Below are 17,525 nucleotides of genomic sequence, written 5' to 3' on the forward strand. Positions count from 1 at the left end.
AGATTTCGTGGCACCATCTATCACGTAGTGGTGTTCTCCCCGGACCGGCATAGCAGGACTTTCCTTGTGAATTCCCCACCAGACACCCCGCCAGCGGCGGAACAGCAGATGGCGCGGGCGGCAATGTCCGATGCCGATCTGCTGACCCGGCACATCGCCGGGGATCCGAACGCTTTCAGCGAGATAGTGAAGCGGCACCGAGACCGCATGTGGGCGGTCGCCCTGCGCACGCTGGGCGACCCCGACGAGGCGGCCGACGCCGTACAGGACGCCTTCGTCTCGGCCTATCGCAAGGCCGAGAGCTTTCGCGGCGAGGCGGCCGTCACCACGTGGCTGCACCGCATCGTGGTGAACGCCTGCCTGGACCGCATGCGCAGGAAATCCATCCGGCCGGTCGCCGACGACGAGCTCGTCGAGGCCGCCGAGCGTGAGACCCCGGTGCTCGACCAGACAGCCGAGCGCGAGGTTTCCATGGAGGTGTCGGCGGCGCTCAAGCTGCTGCCCTCCGACCAGCGGGCCGCACTGGTGCTCGTGGACATGATGGGCTACTCCGTAGAGGACGCCGCCCAGGTCCTTGAGGTGCCAAGTGGAACAGTCAAGAGCAGATGCGCGCGTGGACGGGCGAAGCTTGCCCCAATTCTTTCCCATTTACGGAACCGATCCAACCTGTCTCGCGTCTCATCCGCGAAGGGAGCAGAACTTCGTGACGGGTGATACGCACTACGACCTGGAGATCCTCGCCGAGCTGGCCGAGGGTCTTCTCGACGCCGCCACGGCCCTGCAGGTACGCGAGCATCTCGCGATCTGCGATCCCTGTGGCGAAAGCCTCGCCGACCTCGCAGCGGTCCGTGAGGTGCTTGCGGCGACGCCCACACCGGCAATGCCGATGGGGGTCGCCCTGAGGATCGACCGCGCACTGGCTGCTGAGGCCGAAAGCTTCCGTGGAGGTGGAGTGGGCCTGGTGGAAGCACCGGCCTGGGACGACATAATGCGCGACGCGCCGTGGGAGCAGGAGACGACGCCTCTCCCCGAGCCGGAGCCTGTGACACGGCTGGGAGTCGTCGGCGACGACGGCACCGTCGTTCCGGCGAGGCGGCGTAAGGCCACCCGGCGGCGCCGGTGGGCGTTGCCCGCCGTCGCGTCGGCGGGAGTTGCGGCGGCGGTGATCGGCACGGTGGTGATGACGACCGGAGTGCTCTCGGCACCCGGCGCGAACGTCGCTCAGACGCTTCCTCCGGAGGCGTCTGCCAGCAAGCCGGTCTACCAGCTGACCGACAGCAACTGGAACTACACCGAGCAGGATCTCAGCGGCTCGCTGCTGGAATACATCGGTCCGGCACAGATGGCGGACGCCCTGGAGGGAACCAAGGCGTCCAAGATCGAGCAATGTGTCCAGCGGATCTCGAACAAGGTCGGAAAGTCCCCGTTCGCCGTGGACCAGGGCTTCTACAACGGGCAGGAGGCCAACATCCTGGTCTTCTGGCAGAACCAGGCCAAGAACTCGGTGCGTGTCCACGTCGTGGGCCCGCAGTGCGAGGCCGTGCGCAAGCCGGCTCTCGCGCACTGGAACTGACCCGAACTGTCGGCTCATCGGAGACAAGCCCGGTATGGATTCGTCCATGCCGGGCTTTGCCCGTGTCAAGAGGGAATCACCTGCGCCTAGGATCTGTTGTCGCCACTGGCAACGACAGAGGGAAAGGCGTATCAGTGAGCGACGTCCGGAATGTGATCATCATCGGATCGGGTCCCGCAGGCTACACAGCGGCCGTGTATTCCGCGCGCGCCGACCTGAAGCCCCTGGTCTTCGAGGGTTCGGTGACCGCCGGCGGCGCGCTGATGAACACCACCGAGGTGGAGAACTTCCCCGGTTTCTCCGACGGCATCATGGGCCCCGACCTCATGGACAACATGCGCAAGCAGGCCGAGCGGTTCGGCGCCGAGCTGGTCGCCGACGACGTGGTCGAGGTCGACCTGGCCGTCAGCCCCAAGGTCGTCAAGACCGCCACCGACACCTACTACGCCAAGGCCGTCATCCTGGCCACCGGCTCCGGCTACCGCGAGCTGGGTGTGCCCAACGAGAAGCGCCTGTCCGGCCACGGTGTCTCCTGGTGCGCCACCTGTGACGGCTTCTTCTTCCGCGGCCAGGACATCGTGGTCGTCGGCGGCGGCGACACCGCCATGGAGGAGGCCACCTTCCTCACCCGGTTCGCCAGCTCGGTGACCGTCGTGCACCGCCGCGACGAGCTGCGCGCCAGCAAGATCATGCAGGACCGCGCGTTCGCGAACGAGAAGATCCGCTTCGTCTGGGACAGCGAGGTCGTCGAGGTCCTGGGCGAATCCAAGGTCGCCGGGGTGCGCCTGCGCAACCTCAAGACCGGCGAGGAGAGCGAGCTCGCGGCCACCGGCCTGTTCATCGCGATCGGCCACGACCCGCGCACCGAACTCGTCAAGGGCCAGATCGATCTCGACGACGAGGGCTACATCAAGGTCGACTCACCCTCCACGCGCACCAACCTGGACGGTGTCTTCGCCGCCGGTGACGTCGTCGACCACATCTACCGCCAGGCGATCACCGCCGCGGGCACCGGCTCCGCCGCGGCGCTGGACGCCGAGCGCTGGCTGGCCGACCACGAGAACTGAGACCGACCGCAACACCCGGATAGAGGGAGAACAGGAACCTTGGGCGCCATCAAGAATGTGACCGACGCCAGCTTCGATGCCGACGTCCTCAAGAGCGACAAGCCCGTCGTCGTCGACTTCTGGGCCGAGTGGTGCGGTCCGTGCCGTCAGGTCGCGCCGATCCTGGAAGAGATCGCCAAGGAGCAGGCCGACAGGCTGAACGTCGTCAAGCTGAACGTCGACGAGAACCCGGAAACCGCCCGCACCTACGGTGTACTCCAGATCCCGACGCTGAACGTCTATAAGAACGGAGAGGTTGTGAAGCAGATCATCGGCGCCAAGCCGAAGGCCATGCTGCTTCGCGAGCTTGAGGGCATCATCTGAGCCCTTCCCGCAGATCTCACCCCATCGCGGATCAGCCGGGTGGCGCGTCACGACGTCGCGGTGAGGCGCCGTCCGGGCGACCCGGGCGGGAGAGACCGAGGGAGGGCCCGGAAACGCCCCCTGCGGCCTGCCGCACCCCACAGCGCCATGCCGTACCACCCGCTTCCGAGCGGCACACCCACCCAGCGAAAGCCCCCTCGCCTGACGGCAGGGGGCTTTCGTGTCTCCTGGAAGCGGCTCAGATGGCCCTAGACGGGTCGTAGGGCCCGTTCCGGGCTCATGGAGCCCAGAAGCCTCTCCAGCGCGACCTCGACGTCCTCACGCCACGACACGGCGGTCTTGAGCTCAAGGCGAAGCCGGGGGAAGCGCAGATGCGGCCGAACCGTCTTGAAGCCCACCGAGAGCAGATAGTCGGCGGGCATCACACACGCCCCCGGCTGCTCCCACTTCAGGTCGCCGAACGCCTCGATCGCCCGCACCCCACGCCGGGTCAGGTCTTTGGCCACGCCCTGCACCAGCATCCGGCCCAGGCCGCCGCCGGAGAACTCCGGGATGATGTGCGCGGTCATCAGCAGCACGGCGTCCGCGCTGACCGGCGAGGTGGGGAAGGCCACCGAGCGCGGCACGTAGTGCGGCGGCGCGTAGAGCACGAAGCCCGCCGCCACGCCGTCCACATAGGCGATCTTCCCGCAGCTTCCCCACTCCAGCAGCGTGGACGAGATCCACGCCTCTTTTTCCAGCCCGGGGTCACCCGCTTCGACCGCCCGGTTCCCGTTCACGGGATCCAGCTCCCAGAAGACGCACCGGCGGCAGCGGTGCGGCAGGTCGTCGAGATTGTCGAGAGTGACGTTTGCCAGCCGACGCGACACCTGTTGGCCCCAATCCTGGCGAGACGAGTGCAAGCCATGGCGAAAAACGCGCGAAAACGGCGTCTTCAGCTGGCATCGTAGCCCAGTAAGGCCCTTGGTTTCAGGGTGTCCCGTCCCCCCACGCGGGCGACTACAGCCACTGACGTACGCTGGTTTCTCTAGCATGAGCACTCGTGCTCCTCATGATCTAGGAGGTGGACCGTGCCCCAAGAGTCAGATCACGGTCAGACCCTCGCGGCCCACGGGTCGCGGATCGACGCCTATGTCGATCGGTACGCTGCCCGGGCAACCGGCATGGTCGCCTCCGAGATCCGAGCTCTTTTCGCCGTCGCATCGAGGCCCGAGGTGGTCTCGCTGGCCGGCGGCATGCCGTACGTCACCGCCCTCCCCCTCGACGTGGTGGGCGAACTCGTCGCCGACCTGGTGTCCCGTCGCGGCCCGGTCGCGCTCCAGTACGGCTCCGGCCAGGGTGATCCGCACCTGCGCGAGCAGATCTGCGACGTCATGCGCATGGAGGGGATCGAGGCCAACGCCGACGACGTCGTCGTGACCGTCGGCTCCCAGCAGGCCCTCGACCTGATCACCCGCATCTTCATCGACCCCGGCGACGTCGTGCTCGCCGAGGGGCCCTCCTACGTGGGCGCGCTGGGCACCTTCGCGGCCTACCAGGCCAAGGTCGTCCACATCGCCGTGGACGACGAGGGGATCGTCCCCGAGTCGCTCGCCCAGACCATCTACGCCCTGCAGACCGCGGGCAGCCCGATCAAGTTCCTGTACACGATCCCGACCTTCCAGAACCCCGCCGGCGTGACGCTCAACCAGACGCGCAGGCAGCAGGTGCTGGAGATCTGCCAGCGGGCGGGCGTGCTGATCGTCGAGGACAACCCGTACGGCCTGCTCGGCTTCGACGACGAGCCCATGCGGGCGCTGCGCGCCGACAACGCCGACGGGGTCGTCTATCTGGGCTCGTTCTCCAAGACCCTGGCCCCCGGCTTCCGGGTCGGCTGGGCCCTGGCCCCGCACGCCATCCGCGACAAGCTCATCCTGGCGATGGAGTCCGCGGTCCTGTCCCACTCCTCCTTCACCCAGCTCGCCGTCGGTCAGTATCTCGCCGTCCAGCCGTGGCGCGAGCAGATCAAGACCTTCAGGGAGCTCTACCGCGAGCGCCGAGACGCCATGCTCAGCTCGCTCGAAGCCCTGATGCCCGCCGGCCTCACCTGGACCCGCCCGGGTGGCGGGTTCTTCGTATGGGCCACCCTTCCCGAAGGGCTGGACTCCAAGGCGCTCCTGCCCCGCGCGGTCGCCGAGCGGGTGGCCTTCGTGCCGGGCACCGGCTTCTACGCCGACGGCAGCGGCGGACGCCACATGCGGCTGTCCTACTGCTACCCGGAGCCCGAGCGCATCCGTGAGGGTGTTCGACGCCTGGCCGGGGTGATCGAGCAGGAATTACGGCTGCGCGACACCTTCGGCACCGGCTCGTCCGCCGACCACATCGGGGTCGACACTCCGGGGCCCGATCTCGCCTAGAGAGTTCTCCCGGGTCTCCTCCGCCGTGAGCGGCGATCCAGACGGACGCCTCGCAGGGCGGAGGAGCCAGAGGAGCCACCGGAGCCGGCAACCTGAACGGACGCCCGGACGCCTCTCGGGGCTCCGGGGAGAGTACGTGGCGCCGCCACGGGTATCAGTCCGGAGCCGTCGCGGCGGGCGGAGAGCCGACAGGATCGGATGGGGGCGCCGGATCGAGACGACCGTGCCGGCGACAACCAGGCCGCCGACGACCAAACCGGTGTCGCCCGAGCCGATGTCGTCTGAGCCGGTGTCGTCCGGCCCGTCTCAGGGCGTGAGGTCGGTGGCGTGGAGAGCCCTCGGGCCACTGGGGCGGGTCGCGAACCACCGGGCGTCGTCCTGCCCTTCAAGGGCCGGGAGGATGCCGGACAGCGGTGCCGCGGGGTGAAGCGCTTCATGAGATGAAGGCCGCGACCACGCGGAAGATCCACCGAGCAGGCAAAGATCCGCAGGACACGATCCGGCGCCCTCGCATGGCAGACGCCTCGCGAGATGCATCCGTCTGCCGACATGGGGCTCTCGCGTGCACACCAAGGCGGCGAGGTGCCGTACGGTGACTTCCGGCGTCGTTGTGCGGCGATCGCCCCGGTCGTGGTGAGAACGACCCCGCAAGCTCGGCATGGGCCATAAAGGAGAGGTGTTTCGGATGAGTGATCTGGGCCATGTGCTCGTCCTGGCAGGCGGACTGTCCTACGAGCGGGAGGTGTCCCTCCGCTCGGGCCGCCGGGTGAGCGAGGTGCTGCGCGGGGCGGGAATCTCCGTGGAGACCCGTGACACCGACGCCTCACTGGTGCCCTCCGTGCTCGCCGACCCGCCGGACGCGGTCTTCGTCACCCTCCACGGCGGAGCGGGTGAGGACGGCGCCATCCGCTCGGTGCTCGAACTGCTCTCCGTTCCCTACGTCGGTGCCGGTCCCGACGCCTGCCGGATCGCCTTCGACAAGCCCACCGCCAAGACGGTCGTCCGCTCCGTCGGCCTGCGCACCCCCGACTCCGTGACGCTTCCCAAGGAGACGTTCCACGATCTCGGTGCCTCCACGGTGCTGACCCGCATCGTGGAACGGCTGGGCCTTCCCCTGTTCGTCAAGCCGTCCCGCGGCGGCTCCGCGCTCGGCGCGTCGATCGTCCGCGTCGCCGAAGAGCTCCCGGCCGCCATGGTCGGCTGCTTCGCCTACGGTGACACCGCGTTGATCGAGCGCTGCGTCGAGGGCGTCGAGGTCGCCGTCTCCGTGGTCGACCTCGGCGACGGCCCGGTTGCCCTGCCTCCGGTGGAGATCGTCCCCGACGAGGGCGTCTACGACTACGCGGCCCGATACACCGCCGGGCACACCGAGTTCTTCGCCCCCGCCCGTCTGTCCCCCGAGGTCTCCGCCGCCTGCGCCGAGATGGCGGTGACCGCCCACACCGCGCTCGGCCTCCGCGACATCTCCCGTACCGACCTCATCGTCGACGAGAACGGCCTGCCGCACTTCCTCGAAGTCAACGTCGCCCCCGGCATGACCGAGACGTCTCTCTTCCCCATGGCGGTCGAAGCCTCCGGCGACGATTTCGGCACCCTCTGCCGACTCCTCCTGGAGCAGGCCGCCGCCCGCGGCACCGCCTGACGCCACGGCACCGCTCAACGTCGGGGCGCCACCTGACACCACGGTGCCCCGCTTTCGCCGCTCATTTTCGCGGCTTTCGCTGACGGTCCCATCGGGCTTCCCACGGCCCTTCGCCTTCACCCGCGGCGGCGGTCGAATCCGCCGCCCCGGGGCGCGACGCCGTGATCTTCTTCTCGTCCCAGAGAGTCCCGAGAAGTTCCTGATCGACGAAGACAGGCAACGGCAGGCAGGACTTCCACACCCTCCCGTGCGGCGGCAGACAAGCCTTCCCGCCTTCCCTTAGGGGAGGCCCACCCCCGCGGCTCTCCATGCCTCCCGTACGGCGAGACTCACCCCCGCACGCCTCTCTGTGCCTCCAGTACGGCGAGACTCACCCACAGGCCTCTCCGTGCCTCCCTTACGGTGAGACTCACCCACAGGCCTCTCCGTGCCTCCCTTACGGTGAGGTACAAGACTTCAACGCGGCACCCGTACGGCGAGGCGCCTGCGCACCCGTCTCGGACCTCCGTACGACAGCGCTCCTTCCGGGCAGCAGGAGTTCTTCGTACGGCCGGGCGCGGCTGGAGAGCGACCGCGTTCCCCCGGGCACAGAGATCGGCTCCCAGAACCGCTCGCCTAAGCTGGCGATGTGTCGACCTTCCCGCTCTTCCCCAAGAGCTTCGCCAGTGACAACCACGCGGGCGTGCATCCCGCGGTTCTCGCCGCCATCATCGAAGCCAACACCGGAGACGCTCCCGCCTACGGCGAAGACCCCTGGACTCGGGCGATGGAGGACGCCTTCCGCTCCGAGTTCGGCACCGGGGCGACCGCCTACCCCATGTTCAACGGCACCGGCGCCAACGTCGTAGGACTGGGCCTCGTTCTGCGCCCCTATGACGCCGTGCTCTGCCCGGCCACCGCCCACATCAACACCAACGAATGCGGCGCGGCCGAACGCCTGCTGGGAACCAAGCTGATCCCTCTTTCCATGGACAACGGAAAGATCACCGTGGACGCCGTCCGCGACCAGCTCTCCGTTCTGGGTAATGAGCACCACTCCCAGCCTCGCGTCATCTCCATCTCCCAGGTGACAGAGTGCGGCACCTGCTACACCGCCGACGAGATCGCCGAACTCGCGGAGTTCGCCCACGCGCATGGCCTCTTCCTCCACATGGACGGCGCCCGCCTGGCCAACGCGGCGGCCGAACTCGGGTGCTCGATGCGCGCGCTCACCACCGACGTGAATGTGGATCTCCTCAGTTTCGGCGGCACCAAGAACGGCGCCATGGGCGCCGAAGCGCTCGTCATCCTCAATCCCGAACTGGACGCTCCGGCGCTGTTCCTTCGCAAGCAGGGAATGCAGCTCGCCTCCAAAATGCGCTTCGTCTCCGCGCAGCTGACCGCACTCCTCACCGACGGCCTCTGGCGCGAGAACGCCGACCACGCCAACGCCATGGCCCGTCGCCTGGCCGACGGTGTCGCCGATCTCCCGGGGGTCTCGCTCCGCTATCCCGTCCAGTCCAACGCGGTCTTTCCCGCGCTTCCGGAGAAGGCGATCGCCGAACTCCGGCAGCGCTACCTCTTCCACTCCTGGGACGCGGACGAGAACGTGGTGCGCTGGGTGACGGCTTTCGACACCACCCCCGAGCACGTCGACACCTTCATCGCCGATATCCGCCTCGCCGTACTCGGACCGATGGGCGTCTAGAAGGCGACTGTTTCACGTGAAACACAAGGTGGCCCGCCCTTGAGCGGACCCGCCTGGCGGAGAGGCTGCTCCTCCGGGCGCGCCATGTTTCACGTGAAACCAGGAGCGGCTCACACGAGATTCCCACCCCCGCGAAGAAGCCGCCCCTCAGGCAGCCCATGTTTCACGTGAAACATGGAGGCCGCTTCGATACGCGTGCCGCGCGCCGCGCCCTTGAAGAGCCTCTCGCGTGCCCCCGATGCCGCATCCCTAGAGACCGTACGCGGCCTTCGGGGAGAACTCGCGTTTCACGTGAAACACGGAGGCCACCTCTATGCGCGCCGGACGCCACGCCTTCGGAGAGGCTTTCGTGCGCCCCGGCGCCGCGCCCCTGGAGATTCACGCGACTTCCCGGAAGCACCCATGTTTCACGTGAAACATGGGTGCCCTCCGGAGACCGCACGCGGATCTCCGGGGACGTGGCGCCCAGGCCCTCCACCATTGCATGAAAGGCCTTCTGAGAACGTGGCCGCCTGGCGTGCACATGAAAGCGGCCTCCGTGTTTCACGTGAAACACGGAGGCCGCTTCATCGGATCCGTCGGCGAGAAGGCTACTCCTCGACCATCTGCATGGAACCCGGCGCCATCGTTCCGATGATGCGCTCCAGATCGTCGATGGTCGCGAACTCCACCACGATGCGCCCCTTGCGGCGCCCGAAGTCCACCTTCACCCGGGTCTCGAAGTGGTCGGAGAGACGGTCGGCCAGCTGACGGAGAGCCGGGTCCTCGGCCGGCCTAACCTTTGGCGCTCTTTCGGTGGGCGCCGGGGCGGCCTTGGCGTCGCCCATGATCACGATCTCCTCGACCGCGCGGACCGACAGCAGTTCGGCCGTGATCCGTTCGGCAAGGCGCTCCTGCGCGACCGGGTCGTTCAGGGGCAGCAGGGCCCGGGCGTGCCCGGCGCTGATCGTGCCCGCCGAGACGCGGAGCTGGACCTTGGGCGGCAGGCCGAGCAGGCGCAGCGTGTTCGTCACGTGGGAGCGGGAACGGCCGATGCGGGCGGCGAGCTGCTCGTGGGTCGCGCCGAAGTCGTCGAGCAGCTGCCGGTAGGCCGCGGCCTCCTCCAGGGCGTTGAGCTGCTCCCGCTGAAGGTTCTCGATGAGCGCGTCCAGGAGGAGCTTGTCCTCCTGGGTGTTCCGCACGATCGCGGGGATCTCGGAGAGTCCTGCGAGCTTGGAGGCACGCCAGCGGCGCTCGCCCATGATGAGCTCGTAGCGGCCTTCGCCCACCGAGCGCACCACGACGGGCTGGAGCAGGCCCACCTCTCGGATCGAAGTGGCCAGCTCTTTCAAGGATTCATCGTCGAAGATGTCTCGAGGCTGGCGAGGGTTCGGCGTGATGTCCTTGATCGGCACCTCAAGGAAATAGGCACCCGCGACCGGCTTCAGGCCGGACGACTCTCCCGGCTCCGGGGCGACTGTCGTCGTGGCCACCGATGGCGCCGCGCCACGCACCACCGGCGGGCCCGTTGGGATGAGTGCCGCCAGGCCCCTGCCGCCCATCCCTCTCGGCTGCTTACTCACTGCCTCTCCTCCGGCTCAGGTTTCCGCCCTCAGCGACTTCCACGACGATGATGCCGAAAATCTCCCGGCGTTCACACAGCCGCGCCGCGGTGTGCCATCTCACGTGCGGCGTCCATGTAAGCCATCGCACCGCTCGAACCCGGGTCATAGGTCATGACCGACTGGCCGTAGCTGGGAGCCTCGGAGACACGGACGCTCCGAGGAATCAGGGTGCTCAGCACCGAGTCACCGAAATGGGAGCGCACCTCCTCGGCGACCTGGGATGCCAAACGAGTCCGTCCGTCATACATCGTCAGCAGGATGGTGGACAGGTTGAGCGAGGGGTTCAGGTGAGCACGGACCAGATCCACGTTCCTCAGCAGCTGGCCGAGGCCTTCCAGCGCGTAGTACTCACACTGGATGGGAACCAGCAACTCGGTCGCGGCCATCAGCGCGTTGACGGTCAGCAGCCCGAGGGAAGGAGGGCAGTCAATGAAGACGTAGTCGAGCTCGGTCGCCTTGTAGGCGGCCAGCGCGCGCTGCAGGCGAGCTTCACGCGCGACCATGGAGACCAGTTCGATCTCGGCACCGGCCAGGTCGATCGTGGCGGGGGCGCAGTAGAGCCCGGGCATGTCCGGGACTTCCTTCACGACCTCCTCAAGGGGCATGTCCTCCACCAGCACCTTGTACATGTCCGGCACATCGCCACGGTGCTCGATGGACAGCGCCGTCGAGGCGTTGCCCTGCGGGTCGAGATCGACCACGAGGACGCGCTGCCCATGCATGGACAGGGCCGCCGCCAGGTTCACCGACGTCGTGGTCTTGCCCACGCCGCCCTTCTGGTTGGCGACCGTGAAAATGCGAGTCTTGGGCGGCCGGGGCCAGTCCCCGTCCCGGGTCCCCGTGGAGTTTCCAGGAGCGGCCGTAGTCGTCTGGGTCGATGTTTCACGTGAAACCACTGAACTGAGTGCCTCTCGTACCAGCGGCGAGTCGCCGGGGTGAAGGGGGGGCTGGGTCACGGTCGTCGTCCTTTCAACCGGCCTGGCTATGGTGACAGCGGGAGCCGGCACCGTCGGCCAGCCCAGACCGCAGGAGTGTTCTCCCGGTGGCAAGGCGACGGAGGTCGCAGGCCAGCCGAGGCCGCACATCGCGCTGACGATCGCATTTCCACGGTCTTCCACTGGCCTCGTACTCGCTTTGCTCGTTATATCTACTGGCCTCGTGCTCGCTTCGCTCGCGAGCCGCGATCCTTCCGGCGAGAGGTCTGCCGCGTTCCTTCGGGGGCCCGACCGGCGACCACTCGGATGAGAGTTGCGGGCGGATCGACCTTACCGTGCCCGACCGATACAAGCTCGGCGGTTTGCACCCCGCTCGACCGCAATTGCTCCTCGGCGTCCGCCAGCTCCTCCGCTGCCCGTTCTCCCTTCATCGCGAGAAGCTCCCCGCCCTCGCGCAGCAACGGCAGCGACCACGTCAGCAGCCGGGTGAGCGGTGCCACCGCGCGGGCGGAGGCCACGTCGAACTCCCGTTTCCCCGCGAACTCCTCCGCTCGGCCGCGCAGCACCTCGACGTTGTCGAGCTTCAGCGTGTCCACGCACTCTTCGAGGAACACCGTCCGGCGCAGGAGCGGCTCCAGGAGCGTGACCTTGATGTCAGGCCGTACGATCGCCAGAACCAGGCCGGGCAGACCGGCTCCCGATCCGATGTCCACCAGCCTCACCTCGGCGGGGACGGCCTCGGCGACCACCGCGCAGTTGAGCAGGTGGCGGTCCCAGATGCGGGGCACCTCGCGAGGCCCCAGCAACCCGCGCACCACTCCCGGGCCGGCCAGCAACTCCGCGAACGCCTCCGCCCTGGACCAGGCCTCGCCGGTGAACACCTCGCGCGCGACCTCGGGCGGCTCGGGGATTTGGTCACTCACTCGACGCTCACTCTTTTCGGGGAACTGGCTGGGTCAGGGCGTTCTAAGGCTAACGGCCCTCTCCGCAGCGATGTACAAAGGCGGGCCATGAAAAAGGCCGTCGCCCCTGGCGAGCCAGGGGCGACGGCCGGTCGTGTCTCGGCTGTGCCGCTATGCGGGCAGGACCACCACGAAGCGCCGGGGCTCCTCGCCTTCGGACTCGCTCCGCAGGCCCGCCGCCGCGACCGCGTCATGCACGATCTTGCGCTCGAACGGGGTCATCGGCTGCAGCGACTTCGGCTCACCGCTGCGCTTGACGTCTGCGGCGATCTTGCTGCCGAGATCGCTCAGCTCGGCCCGGCGGCGGTCACGGTATCCGCCGATGTCCAGCATGAGCCGGGAGCGTTCCCCCGTCTGGCGGTGGACCGCGAGCCGGGTCAGCTCCTGGATCGCCTCCAGGACCTCGCCGTTGGCGCCCACGAGGTCACTGCCCTTGACGCCCACGACCGACACCACGGCGCGATCACCCTCGACGTCCATGTCGATGTCACCGTCGATGTCGGCGATGTCGAGCAGACCCTCGACGTAGTCCGCCGCGATCTCGCCCTCCTGCTCCAGCGCAGCGAGATCCGGAGCCGCCTTCACGGTCTCCTTCTGGGCCTCGGTCACGTCCAGCCACTCCTTCATGCTGTCGGGGATGAGTCGTCAGGACTTCTTGCTACCGGTCCGCTTGCTGCGCGGCTGGCGGGTCGGCTGCTGGCGCACCTGCCTGGGCTGCGGCTCCGCAGGGGGCGCCTCGGGCTCGGGAGTGGTCTTCTTGACCTTGTTCAGCAGGCTGGGCTTGGGCTCGGGCGTCACCAGGTTGCCCTTGGCGTCGGCCACCGGAGCGGGGTGACGGCTGTAGAACCAGTGCTGCTGTCCCAGAGTCCACAGGTTGGTGGTGACCCAGTAGAGGATCAGACCGAGGGGGAAGTTCAGCGAGAAGACCGCGAACAGCGGCGAGATGTACATCAGGATCTTCTGCTGCTGGGCCATCGGGTTGTCCGGCATCTGCGCCATCGAGCGGCTCACGCTCTGCCGGACGGTGAGGAACGTGGTCAGCGAGCTGATCGCCACGAAGATCGCGAGCACGATCTTCGTCTGGATCGAGTTCGCGCCCAGCGCCTCGATGTGCTCCGCGCTGGTGAAGAACGTCGCGGGAAGGGGCGCGCCGAAGATGTGCGCGGCACGGGCGCTGTCGACGAGCTCCTGCGACATGCCGAACTTGAGCTGGCCGTGGGCCATCGCGTTCAGCACGGTGAACATCGAGATGAAGATCGGGAACTGGGCCACGACCGGCAGGCAGCCGCCGAGCGGGTTGGCTCCCTGACCCTGGTACAGCGCCATGATCTCCTGGTTCATGCGCTGCTTGTCGTTCTTGTAGCGCTCGCGCAGTTTCTGAACCTGGGGGGCCAGCTCCTGCATCTTCTTCGACGAGCGCATCTGCTTGAGGAAGAGAGGGAAGATCAGCAACCGCATCATCACCGTCAGGGTGATGATGGTCAGCGCCCAGGTCAGCCCGCCGTTCGGGTTGAGGAAGCTGCTATAAACCTGGTGAATCCAGGTGATTACTTGAGCGACGGCCGTATACAGCCAGTTCAGCCAGGACAGCTCCACCGAGCTAGCTCCCTTGCATTTCGTTGGACTGGCCCGGGCATGGGGGCACCGGGTCAAAACCTCCGGGATGGAATGGGTGGCAACGCCCGACTCTCCGGACCGTCAACCATATGCCGCGCAACGCACCGTGGACGGCGATCGCCTCAAGACCATAGGCGCTGCACGAGGGATGAAAGCGGCAACGGGGACCCAGCAGAGGACTCACGTAGGCCCGGTAGAACCGGATAGGAACCATCAGGGCCTTGGCGGCCGGAGAGGTTCCAGCGATCTGCTGCGCCGTCATCATCGCCCATCCATGCGAGCCGTGGAAGGCTCTCGCCGCCTGAGTAAACGATCCAGCGCGACGTCGAGTTCGGCGGCAAGGCGCTCGCTTCGCGCGGACGCGGCCGGTGGATTGGCGCGTACAACCAGCAGGCTACCTCGCGGAAGGCGATGCAGACGGTCTCGCATGAGGTGTCTCAGCTGGCGTTTGACTCGATTTCGGACAACTGCGCCACCCACGGCGCGACTCACCACAAACCCCACCAAAGGCATCCCATCCGTGTCATCAGGCACGCTCAAATGCGCGACCAGGGTGGGACGGCCTGCACGGCTTCCCTTTCTGACCGCGTTGGCGAACTCCTCGCCCCGGCGCATGCGGGACCCGGACGGCAACACGAGAGGACCTTGGCGACCCTGGGCAGGTACGGCTATCGCCCGCCGACATCACGGCCGACGGGCGACAAGACGCTACTGCCTGGCCCGGCGAACCGGGCGCGGCGGATGCGTCAGACAGTGATCTCGGCGCGGCCCTTGCGACGGCGGGCGGCCAGGATGGCGCGACCGGCGCGGGTTCGCATACGCAGCCGGAAGCCGTGGGTCTTCGCGCGGCGACGGTTGTTCGGCTGGAAAGTACGCTTGCTCACGAGTGGGCTCCAGGCTCAAGGCGCATCCCCAGCACATGGGGATGCTCGACATTGACTGGCCTACCGGAAGCGGGGCATGCGAAAGAGCCGCCGCGTGATAAGCCGACCGTCGTACGTTACGGGGCACGCGTGTCCCAGGTCAAACCGGCGGGCACGCGAATATAGGTTATCCACGAATCCACAGCCTCTTTTTCCACCGATGCCCCGCCGTCCACAGGATGTGCACTCAGCCTCCCTCCTACTGCCACTAGGCTGTGGACAACGTCTTGAACACAGCTGTGGACAGGGCTACTGTCGGCCCTTCCAGACCCTCTCTCCGCTGCCAGAACGCGCCAGGCGGCAAGTGCGGGCCTGTGCACACCATGTGGATTCGATGTGGATTCCTGACAAGGATCTCGAAGAGACCGCGGGTACGCCGGCATGTGGACAACGGGGAATTCCGATGCGCCCGGCGGCCATCGGTGTGGATAAACAGATCGCGGTGAGCTCGGGCGGGGGCCGCGTCGGAGGAGGTAAGCCGGGCCATGGATGGAATCGACCTCGGCGAGGCGTGGACACGCGCGCTGGAGAACTCTCTCAACGAGAGCGTCCCGCCCCAGCAGCGCGTCTGGCTCGGCATGACCCGGCCCTTCGGCCTCATGAACGACACCGTGGTGCTCGCGGCTCCCACCGATTTCGCCAGGGATGTCCTGGAAAACAAGCTTCGCCCCCTGATCAGCCACGCGCTTTCCCAGGAGTTCGGCCGCCCGATGCGCGTGGCGGTCATGGTGGACCCCAGCGCCGCGGGCTCCACCTCCGGCGGCATGCCCCGCCCGGAGCCCTCTTATCCCCAGGCGCCCCCGCAGGGTTATGCACAGGGTGGTGGGCCGCAGCAGGGTTATGCACAGCCCGTGACTCCCCAGCACCACAACGTTTCCAGTGCCCAGAACCCCTATCCGGCACCCGGCACCACCGCTCCACCGTCCACCGAATATCCACAGCACCAGCCACAGGCTCCGTCGTTCTCCTACCCCTACCAGCACGTGGAGGAGCCGGCCCAGCCGTACCTCCCGGCGGAGCCCTCCCCGGCCGCTCCGCCGGTGGAGCAGAACACCGGATACGGCCGGGGCGGCTACACCCCCCGGCCCGCTCCGCCCCGCCCGGAATCAGACACTTTCGACCGTCCCACGCCGAATCCCGCCTCCGGCCAGGTCGCCAACAGGTGGGACGGCCGCGGCGGCCGTACCCAGGGCGAACCCGCCCGGCTGAACCCGAAATACACCTTCGAGACCTTCGTCATCGGCTCCAGCAACCGGTTCGCTCACGCGGCCGCGGTCGCGGTGGCCGAGGCACCGGCCAAGGCCTACAACCCGCTGTTCATCTACGGCGACTCGGGCCTGGGGAAAACCCACCTGCTGCACGCGATCGGCCACTACGCCCAGAGCCTCTACGACGGCGCGCGGGTGAGATACGTCAGCTCGGAGGAGTTCACCAACGACTTCATCAACTCCATCCGCGACCACAAGGCCGACGGTTTCCGCGCCCGCTACCGGGCTGTGGACATCCTGCTCGTGGACGACATCCAGTTCCTGGAGGGCAAGGAGCAGACCCAGGAGGAGTTCTTCCACACCTTCAACACCCTGCACAACGCCAACAAGCAGATCGTCATCTCCAGCGACCGGGCGCCCAAGCAGCTGGTCACACTGGAAGACCGGCTCCGCAACCGGTTCGAGTGGGGCCTGATCACCGACGTCCAGCCGCCCGAGCTGGAGACCCGCATCGCGATCCTGCGCAAGAAGGCGATCCAGGAGGGCCTGGCCGCGCCGCCCGAGGTGCTGGAATACATCGCCAGCCGGATATCCACGAACATCCGCGAGCTGGAGGGCGCCCTGATCCGGGTCACCGCCTTCGCCAGCCTGAACCGGCAGTCGGTGGACCTGCAGCTCACCGAGGTCGTGCTCAAGGACCTGATCACCGAGGACGCCGGCTCCGAGATAACGGTCGCCACGATCATGGCGTCCACCGCGGCCTACTTCGGCCTGTCGATCGACGACCTGTGCGGCGGGTCGCGCTCGCGCGTGCTGGTCACCGCCCGGCAGATCGCCATGTATCTGTGCCGGGAACTCACCGACATGTCGCTTCCCAAGATCGGCCAGCAGTTCGGCGGACGCGACCACACCACGGTCATGCACGCCGACCGGAAGATCCGCTCGCTCATGGCCGAGCGCCGATCGATCTACAACCAGGTCAACGAACTGACCACGAGGATCAAGCAGCAGTCGCGCAATGGATGAGAATCCACCTCGCACGATGCACAGGCTGTGGAAAACCTTGTGGATCAGTGGTAGGAGCCCGACGGGAGGGTGCGATCGACGCGTCCGACCATGATCACCACTGGATCGGGGGGTTCGAGGCGCTCCGACGGCATGGGGACAACTCTGGGGAGAACCTGAGGAAAACCTGGGGAGAACTCGTGGACAACCTGGGGACGCCCTGTGGGGAGAGTTTTCCCCAAGGACAAAACGACCTCTTACCCCGTGGAGAACCTGGGGAAACCTCGTGGATAACCGGTGGATGAACGACCCAAGATCTGGGGACGGCCTGTGTGTACAGCTCGGTTCTCCCCAGCCCCATGAGTTCTCCACACCTTCCACCCACACCACCAGTGGATGAAAAAACAGCGGTTGACCTGCGAAAATAACGACCTTCCACAGTTTCCACCGCCCCTATGACGATGACCCCTTGTATCTCTAACTAAGAAACTCAAGACCCATAGAGGGGTTCCGGGGAGCGCACGTGCGGGACAGTGAACACTT

General features: G+C 67.2%; 17 protein-coding genes. 8 read left to right on the plus strand and 9 right to left on the minus strand.

Annotated features, from left to right (window positions below):
* The first annotated feature begins 123 nt into the window (after positions 1 to 123).
* The 4 genes from sigM to trxA all read left to right on the plus strand — a co-directional run bounded on the left by sigM (position 124) and on the right by trxA (position 3,003).
* Positions 124 to 714, plus strand: coding sequence for an RNA polymerase sigma factor SigM (gene sigM / locus ACFY2X_RS04315; protein WP_389932037.1), 591 nt, complete (start codon positions 124 to 126; stop codon positions 712 to 714).
* Positions 704 to 1,573 carry an anti-sigma factor family protein gene (locus ACFY2X_RS04320; RefSeq protein ID WP_389932039.1) on the plus strand — a complete coding sequence of 290 codons (870 nt, stop codon included), beginning with the start codon at positions 704 to 706 and terminating at the stop codon, positions 1,571 to 1,573. Before sigM ends, ACFY2X_RS04320 begins: the two co-directional genes overlap by 11 nt.
* 134 nt (positions 1,574 to 1,707) lie before the next feature.
* On the plus strand, positions 1,708 to 2,640 hold the full coding sequence (gene trxB / locus ACFY2X_RS04325; protein WP_389932041.1) for a thioredoxin-disulfide reductase: 933 nt from the start codon (positions 1,708 to 1,710) through the stop codon (positions 2,638 to 2,640).
* Positions 2,641 to 2,679: 39 nt separating this feature from the next.
* Entirely contained in the window at positions 2,680 to 3,003 is a 324-nt protein-coding gene (trxA, locus tag ACFY2X_RS04330) for a thioredoxin (protein WP_389932043.1), read from the plus strand.
* 248 nt (positions 3,004 to 3,251) lie between these two features.
* On the opposite strand, the gene ACFY2X_RS04335 is transcribed toward trxA, so the two are convergent.
* Positions 3,252 to 3,872, minus strand: a complete 621-nt coding sequence (locus ACFY2X_RS04335; RefSeq protein ID WP_389932045.1) for a GNAT family N-acetyltransferase — start codon at positions 3,870 to 3,872, stop codon at positions 3,252 to 3,254.
* 294 nt (positions 3,873 to 4,166) lie between these two features.
* Here ACFY2X_RS04335 and ACFY2X_RS04340 point away from each other — a divergent pair, with 294 nt between their 5' ends.
* The 3 genes from ACFY2X_RS04340 (at position 4,167) to ACFY2X_RS04350 (ending at position 8,728) form a co-directional block, all read left to right on the plus strand.
* The gene (locus ACFY2X_RS04340) at positions 4,167 to 5,399 is read left to right on the plus strand and encodes a PLP-dependent aminotransferase family protein (RefSeq protein WP_389932346.1); all 1,233 of its coding nucleotides are present in this window, start codon (positions 4,167 to 4,169) and stop codon (positions 5,397 to 5,399) included.
* 685 nt (positions 5,400 to 6,084) lie between these two features.
* Complete coding sequence (locus ACFY2X_RS04345) at positions 6,085 to 7,041, plus strand: D-alanine--D-alanine ligase (RefSeq protein ID WP_389932047.1); 957 nt, start codon at positions 6,085 to 6,087, stop codon at positions 7,039 to 7,041.
* Between the two features lie 628 nt (positions 7,042 to 7,669).
* Positions 7,670 to 8,728: a threonine aldolase family protein gene (locus ACFY2X_RS04350; protein WP_389932048.1), complete on the plus strand. Its 1,059-nt coding sequence runs from the start codon at positions 7,670 to 7,672 to the stop codon at positions 8,726 to 8,728.
* 590 nt (positions 8,729 to 9,318) lie between these two features.
* On the opposite strand, the gene ACFY2X_RS04355 is transcribed toward ACFY2X_RS04350, so the two are convergent.
* From ACFY2X_RS04355 to rpmH, 8 genes are all read right to left on the minus strand, one after another.
* Positions 9,319 to 10,290, minus strand: a complete 972-nt coding sequence (locus ACFY2X_RS04355; protein WP_389932049.1) for a ParB/RepB/Spo0J family partition protein — start codon at positions 10,288 to 10,290, stop codon at positions 9,319 to 9,321.
* A gap of 71 nt (positions 10,291 to 10,361) precedes the next feature.
* A complete protein-coding gene (locus tag ACFY2X_RS04360) occupies positions 10,362 to 11,228 on the minus strand; it encodes a ParA family protein (RefSeq protein ID WP_389932348.1) in 867 nt (288 codons plus the stop codon).
* 251 nt (positions 11,229 to 11,479) lie between these two features.
* A complete protein-coding gene (gene rsmG, locus ACFY2X_RS04365; RefSeq protein WP_389932051.1) occupies positions 11,480 to 12,190 on the minus strand; it encodes a 16S rRNA (guanine(527)-N(7))-methyltransferase RsmG in 711 nt (236 codons plus the stop codon).
* Positions 12,191 to 12,340: 150 nt separating this feature from the next.
* Positions 12,341 to 12,856, minus strand: a complete 516-nt coding sequence (locus ACFY2X_RS04370) for a protein jag (RefSeq protein ID WP_389932053.1) — start codon at positions 12,854 to 12,856, stop codon at positions 12,341 to 12,343.
* A gap of 18 nt (positions 12,857 to 12,874) precedes the next feature.
* Positions 12,875 to 13,825 (minus strand): membrane protein insertase YidC, encoded by a 951-nt coding sequence (gene yidC, locus ACFY2X_RS04375; RefSeq protein WP_389932054.1) that lies wholly within the window; start codon positions 13,823 to 13,825, stop codon positions 12,875 to 12,877.
* A gap of 4 nt (positions 13,826 to 13,829) precedes the next feature.
* Positions 13,830 to 14,108: a membrane protein insertion efficiency factor YidD gene (gene yidD, locus ACFY2X_RS04380; RefSeq protein ID WP_389932351.1), complete on the minus strand. Its 279-nt coding sequence runs from the start codon at positions 14,106 to 14,108 to the stop codon at positions 13,830 to 13,832.
* Positions 14,108 to 14,482, minus strand: a complete 375-nt coding sequence (gene rnpA / locus ACFY2X_RS04385; RefSeq protein ID WP_389932056.1) for a ribonuclease P protein component — start codon at positions 14,480 to 14,482, stop codon at positions 14,108 to 14,110. The genes yidD and rnpA overlap by 1 nt, the downstream gene beginning before the upstream one ends.
* 110 nt (positions 14,483 to 14,592) lie before the next feature.
* Positions 14,593 to 14,730 carry a 50S ribosomal protein L34 gene (gene rpmH / locus ACFY2X_RS04390; RefSeq protein WP_184543430.1) on the minus strand — a complete coding sequence of 46 codons (138 nt, stop codon included), beginning with the start codon at positions 14,728 to 14,730 and terminating at the stop codon, positions 14,593 to 14,595.
* Between the two features lie 524 nt (positions 14,731 to 15,254).
* On the opposite strand from rpmH, the gene dnaA reads away from it, so the two are divergent.
* Positions 15,255 to 17,003 (plus strand): chromosomal replication initiator protein DnaA, encoded by a 1,749-nt coding sequence (dnaA, locus tag ACFY2X_RS04395; protein ID WP_389932058.1) that lies wholly within the window; start codon positions 15,255 to 15,257, stop codon positions 17,001 to 17,003.
* The last annotated feature ends 522 nt before the right edge of the window (positions 17,004 to 17,525 follow it).

The organism is Streptosporangium sp. NPDC000396, from assembly GCF_042898655.1.
In the GTDB taxonomy this organism is placed as follows: Bacteria; Actinomycetota; Actinomycetes; order Streptosporangiales; family Streptosporangiaceae; genus Streptosporangium.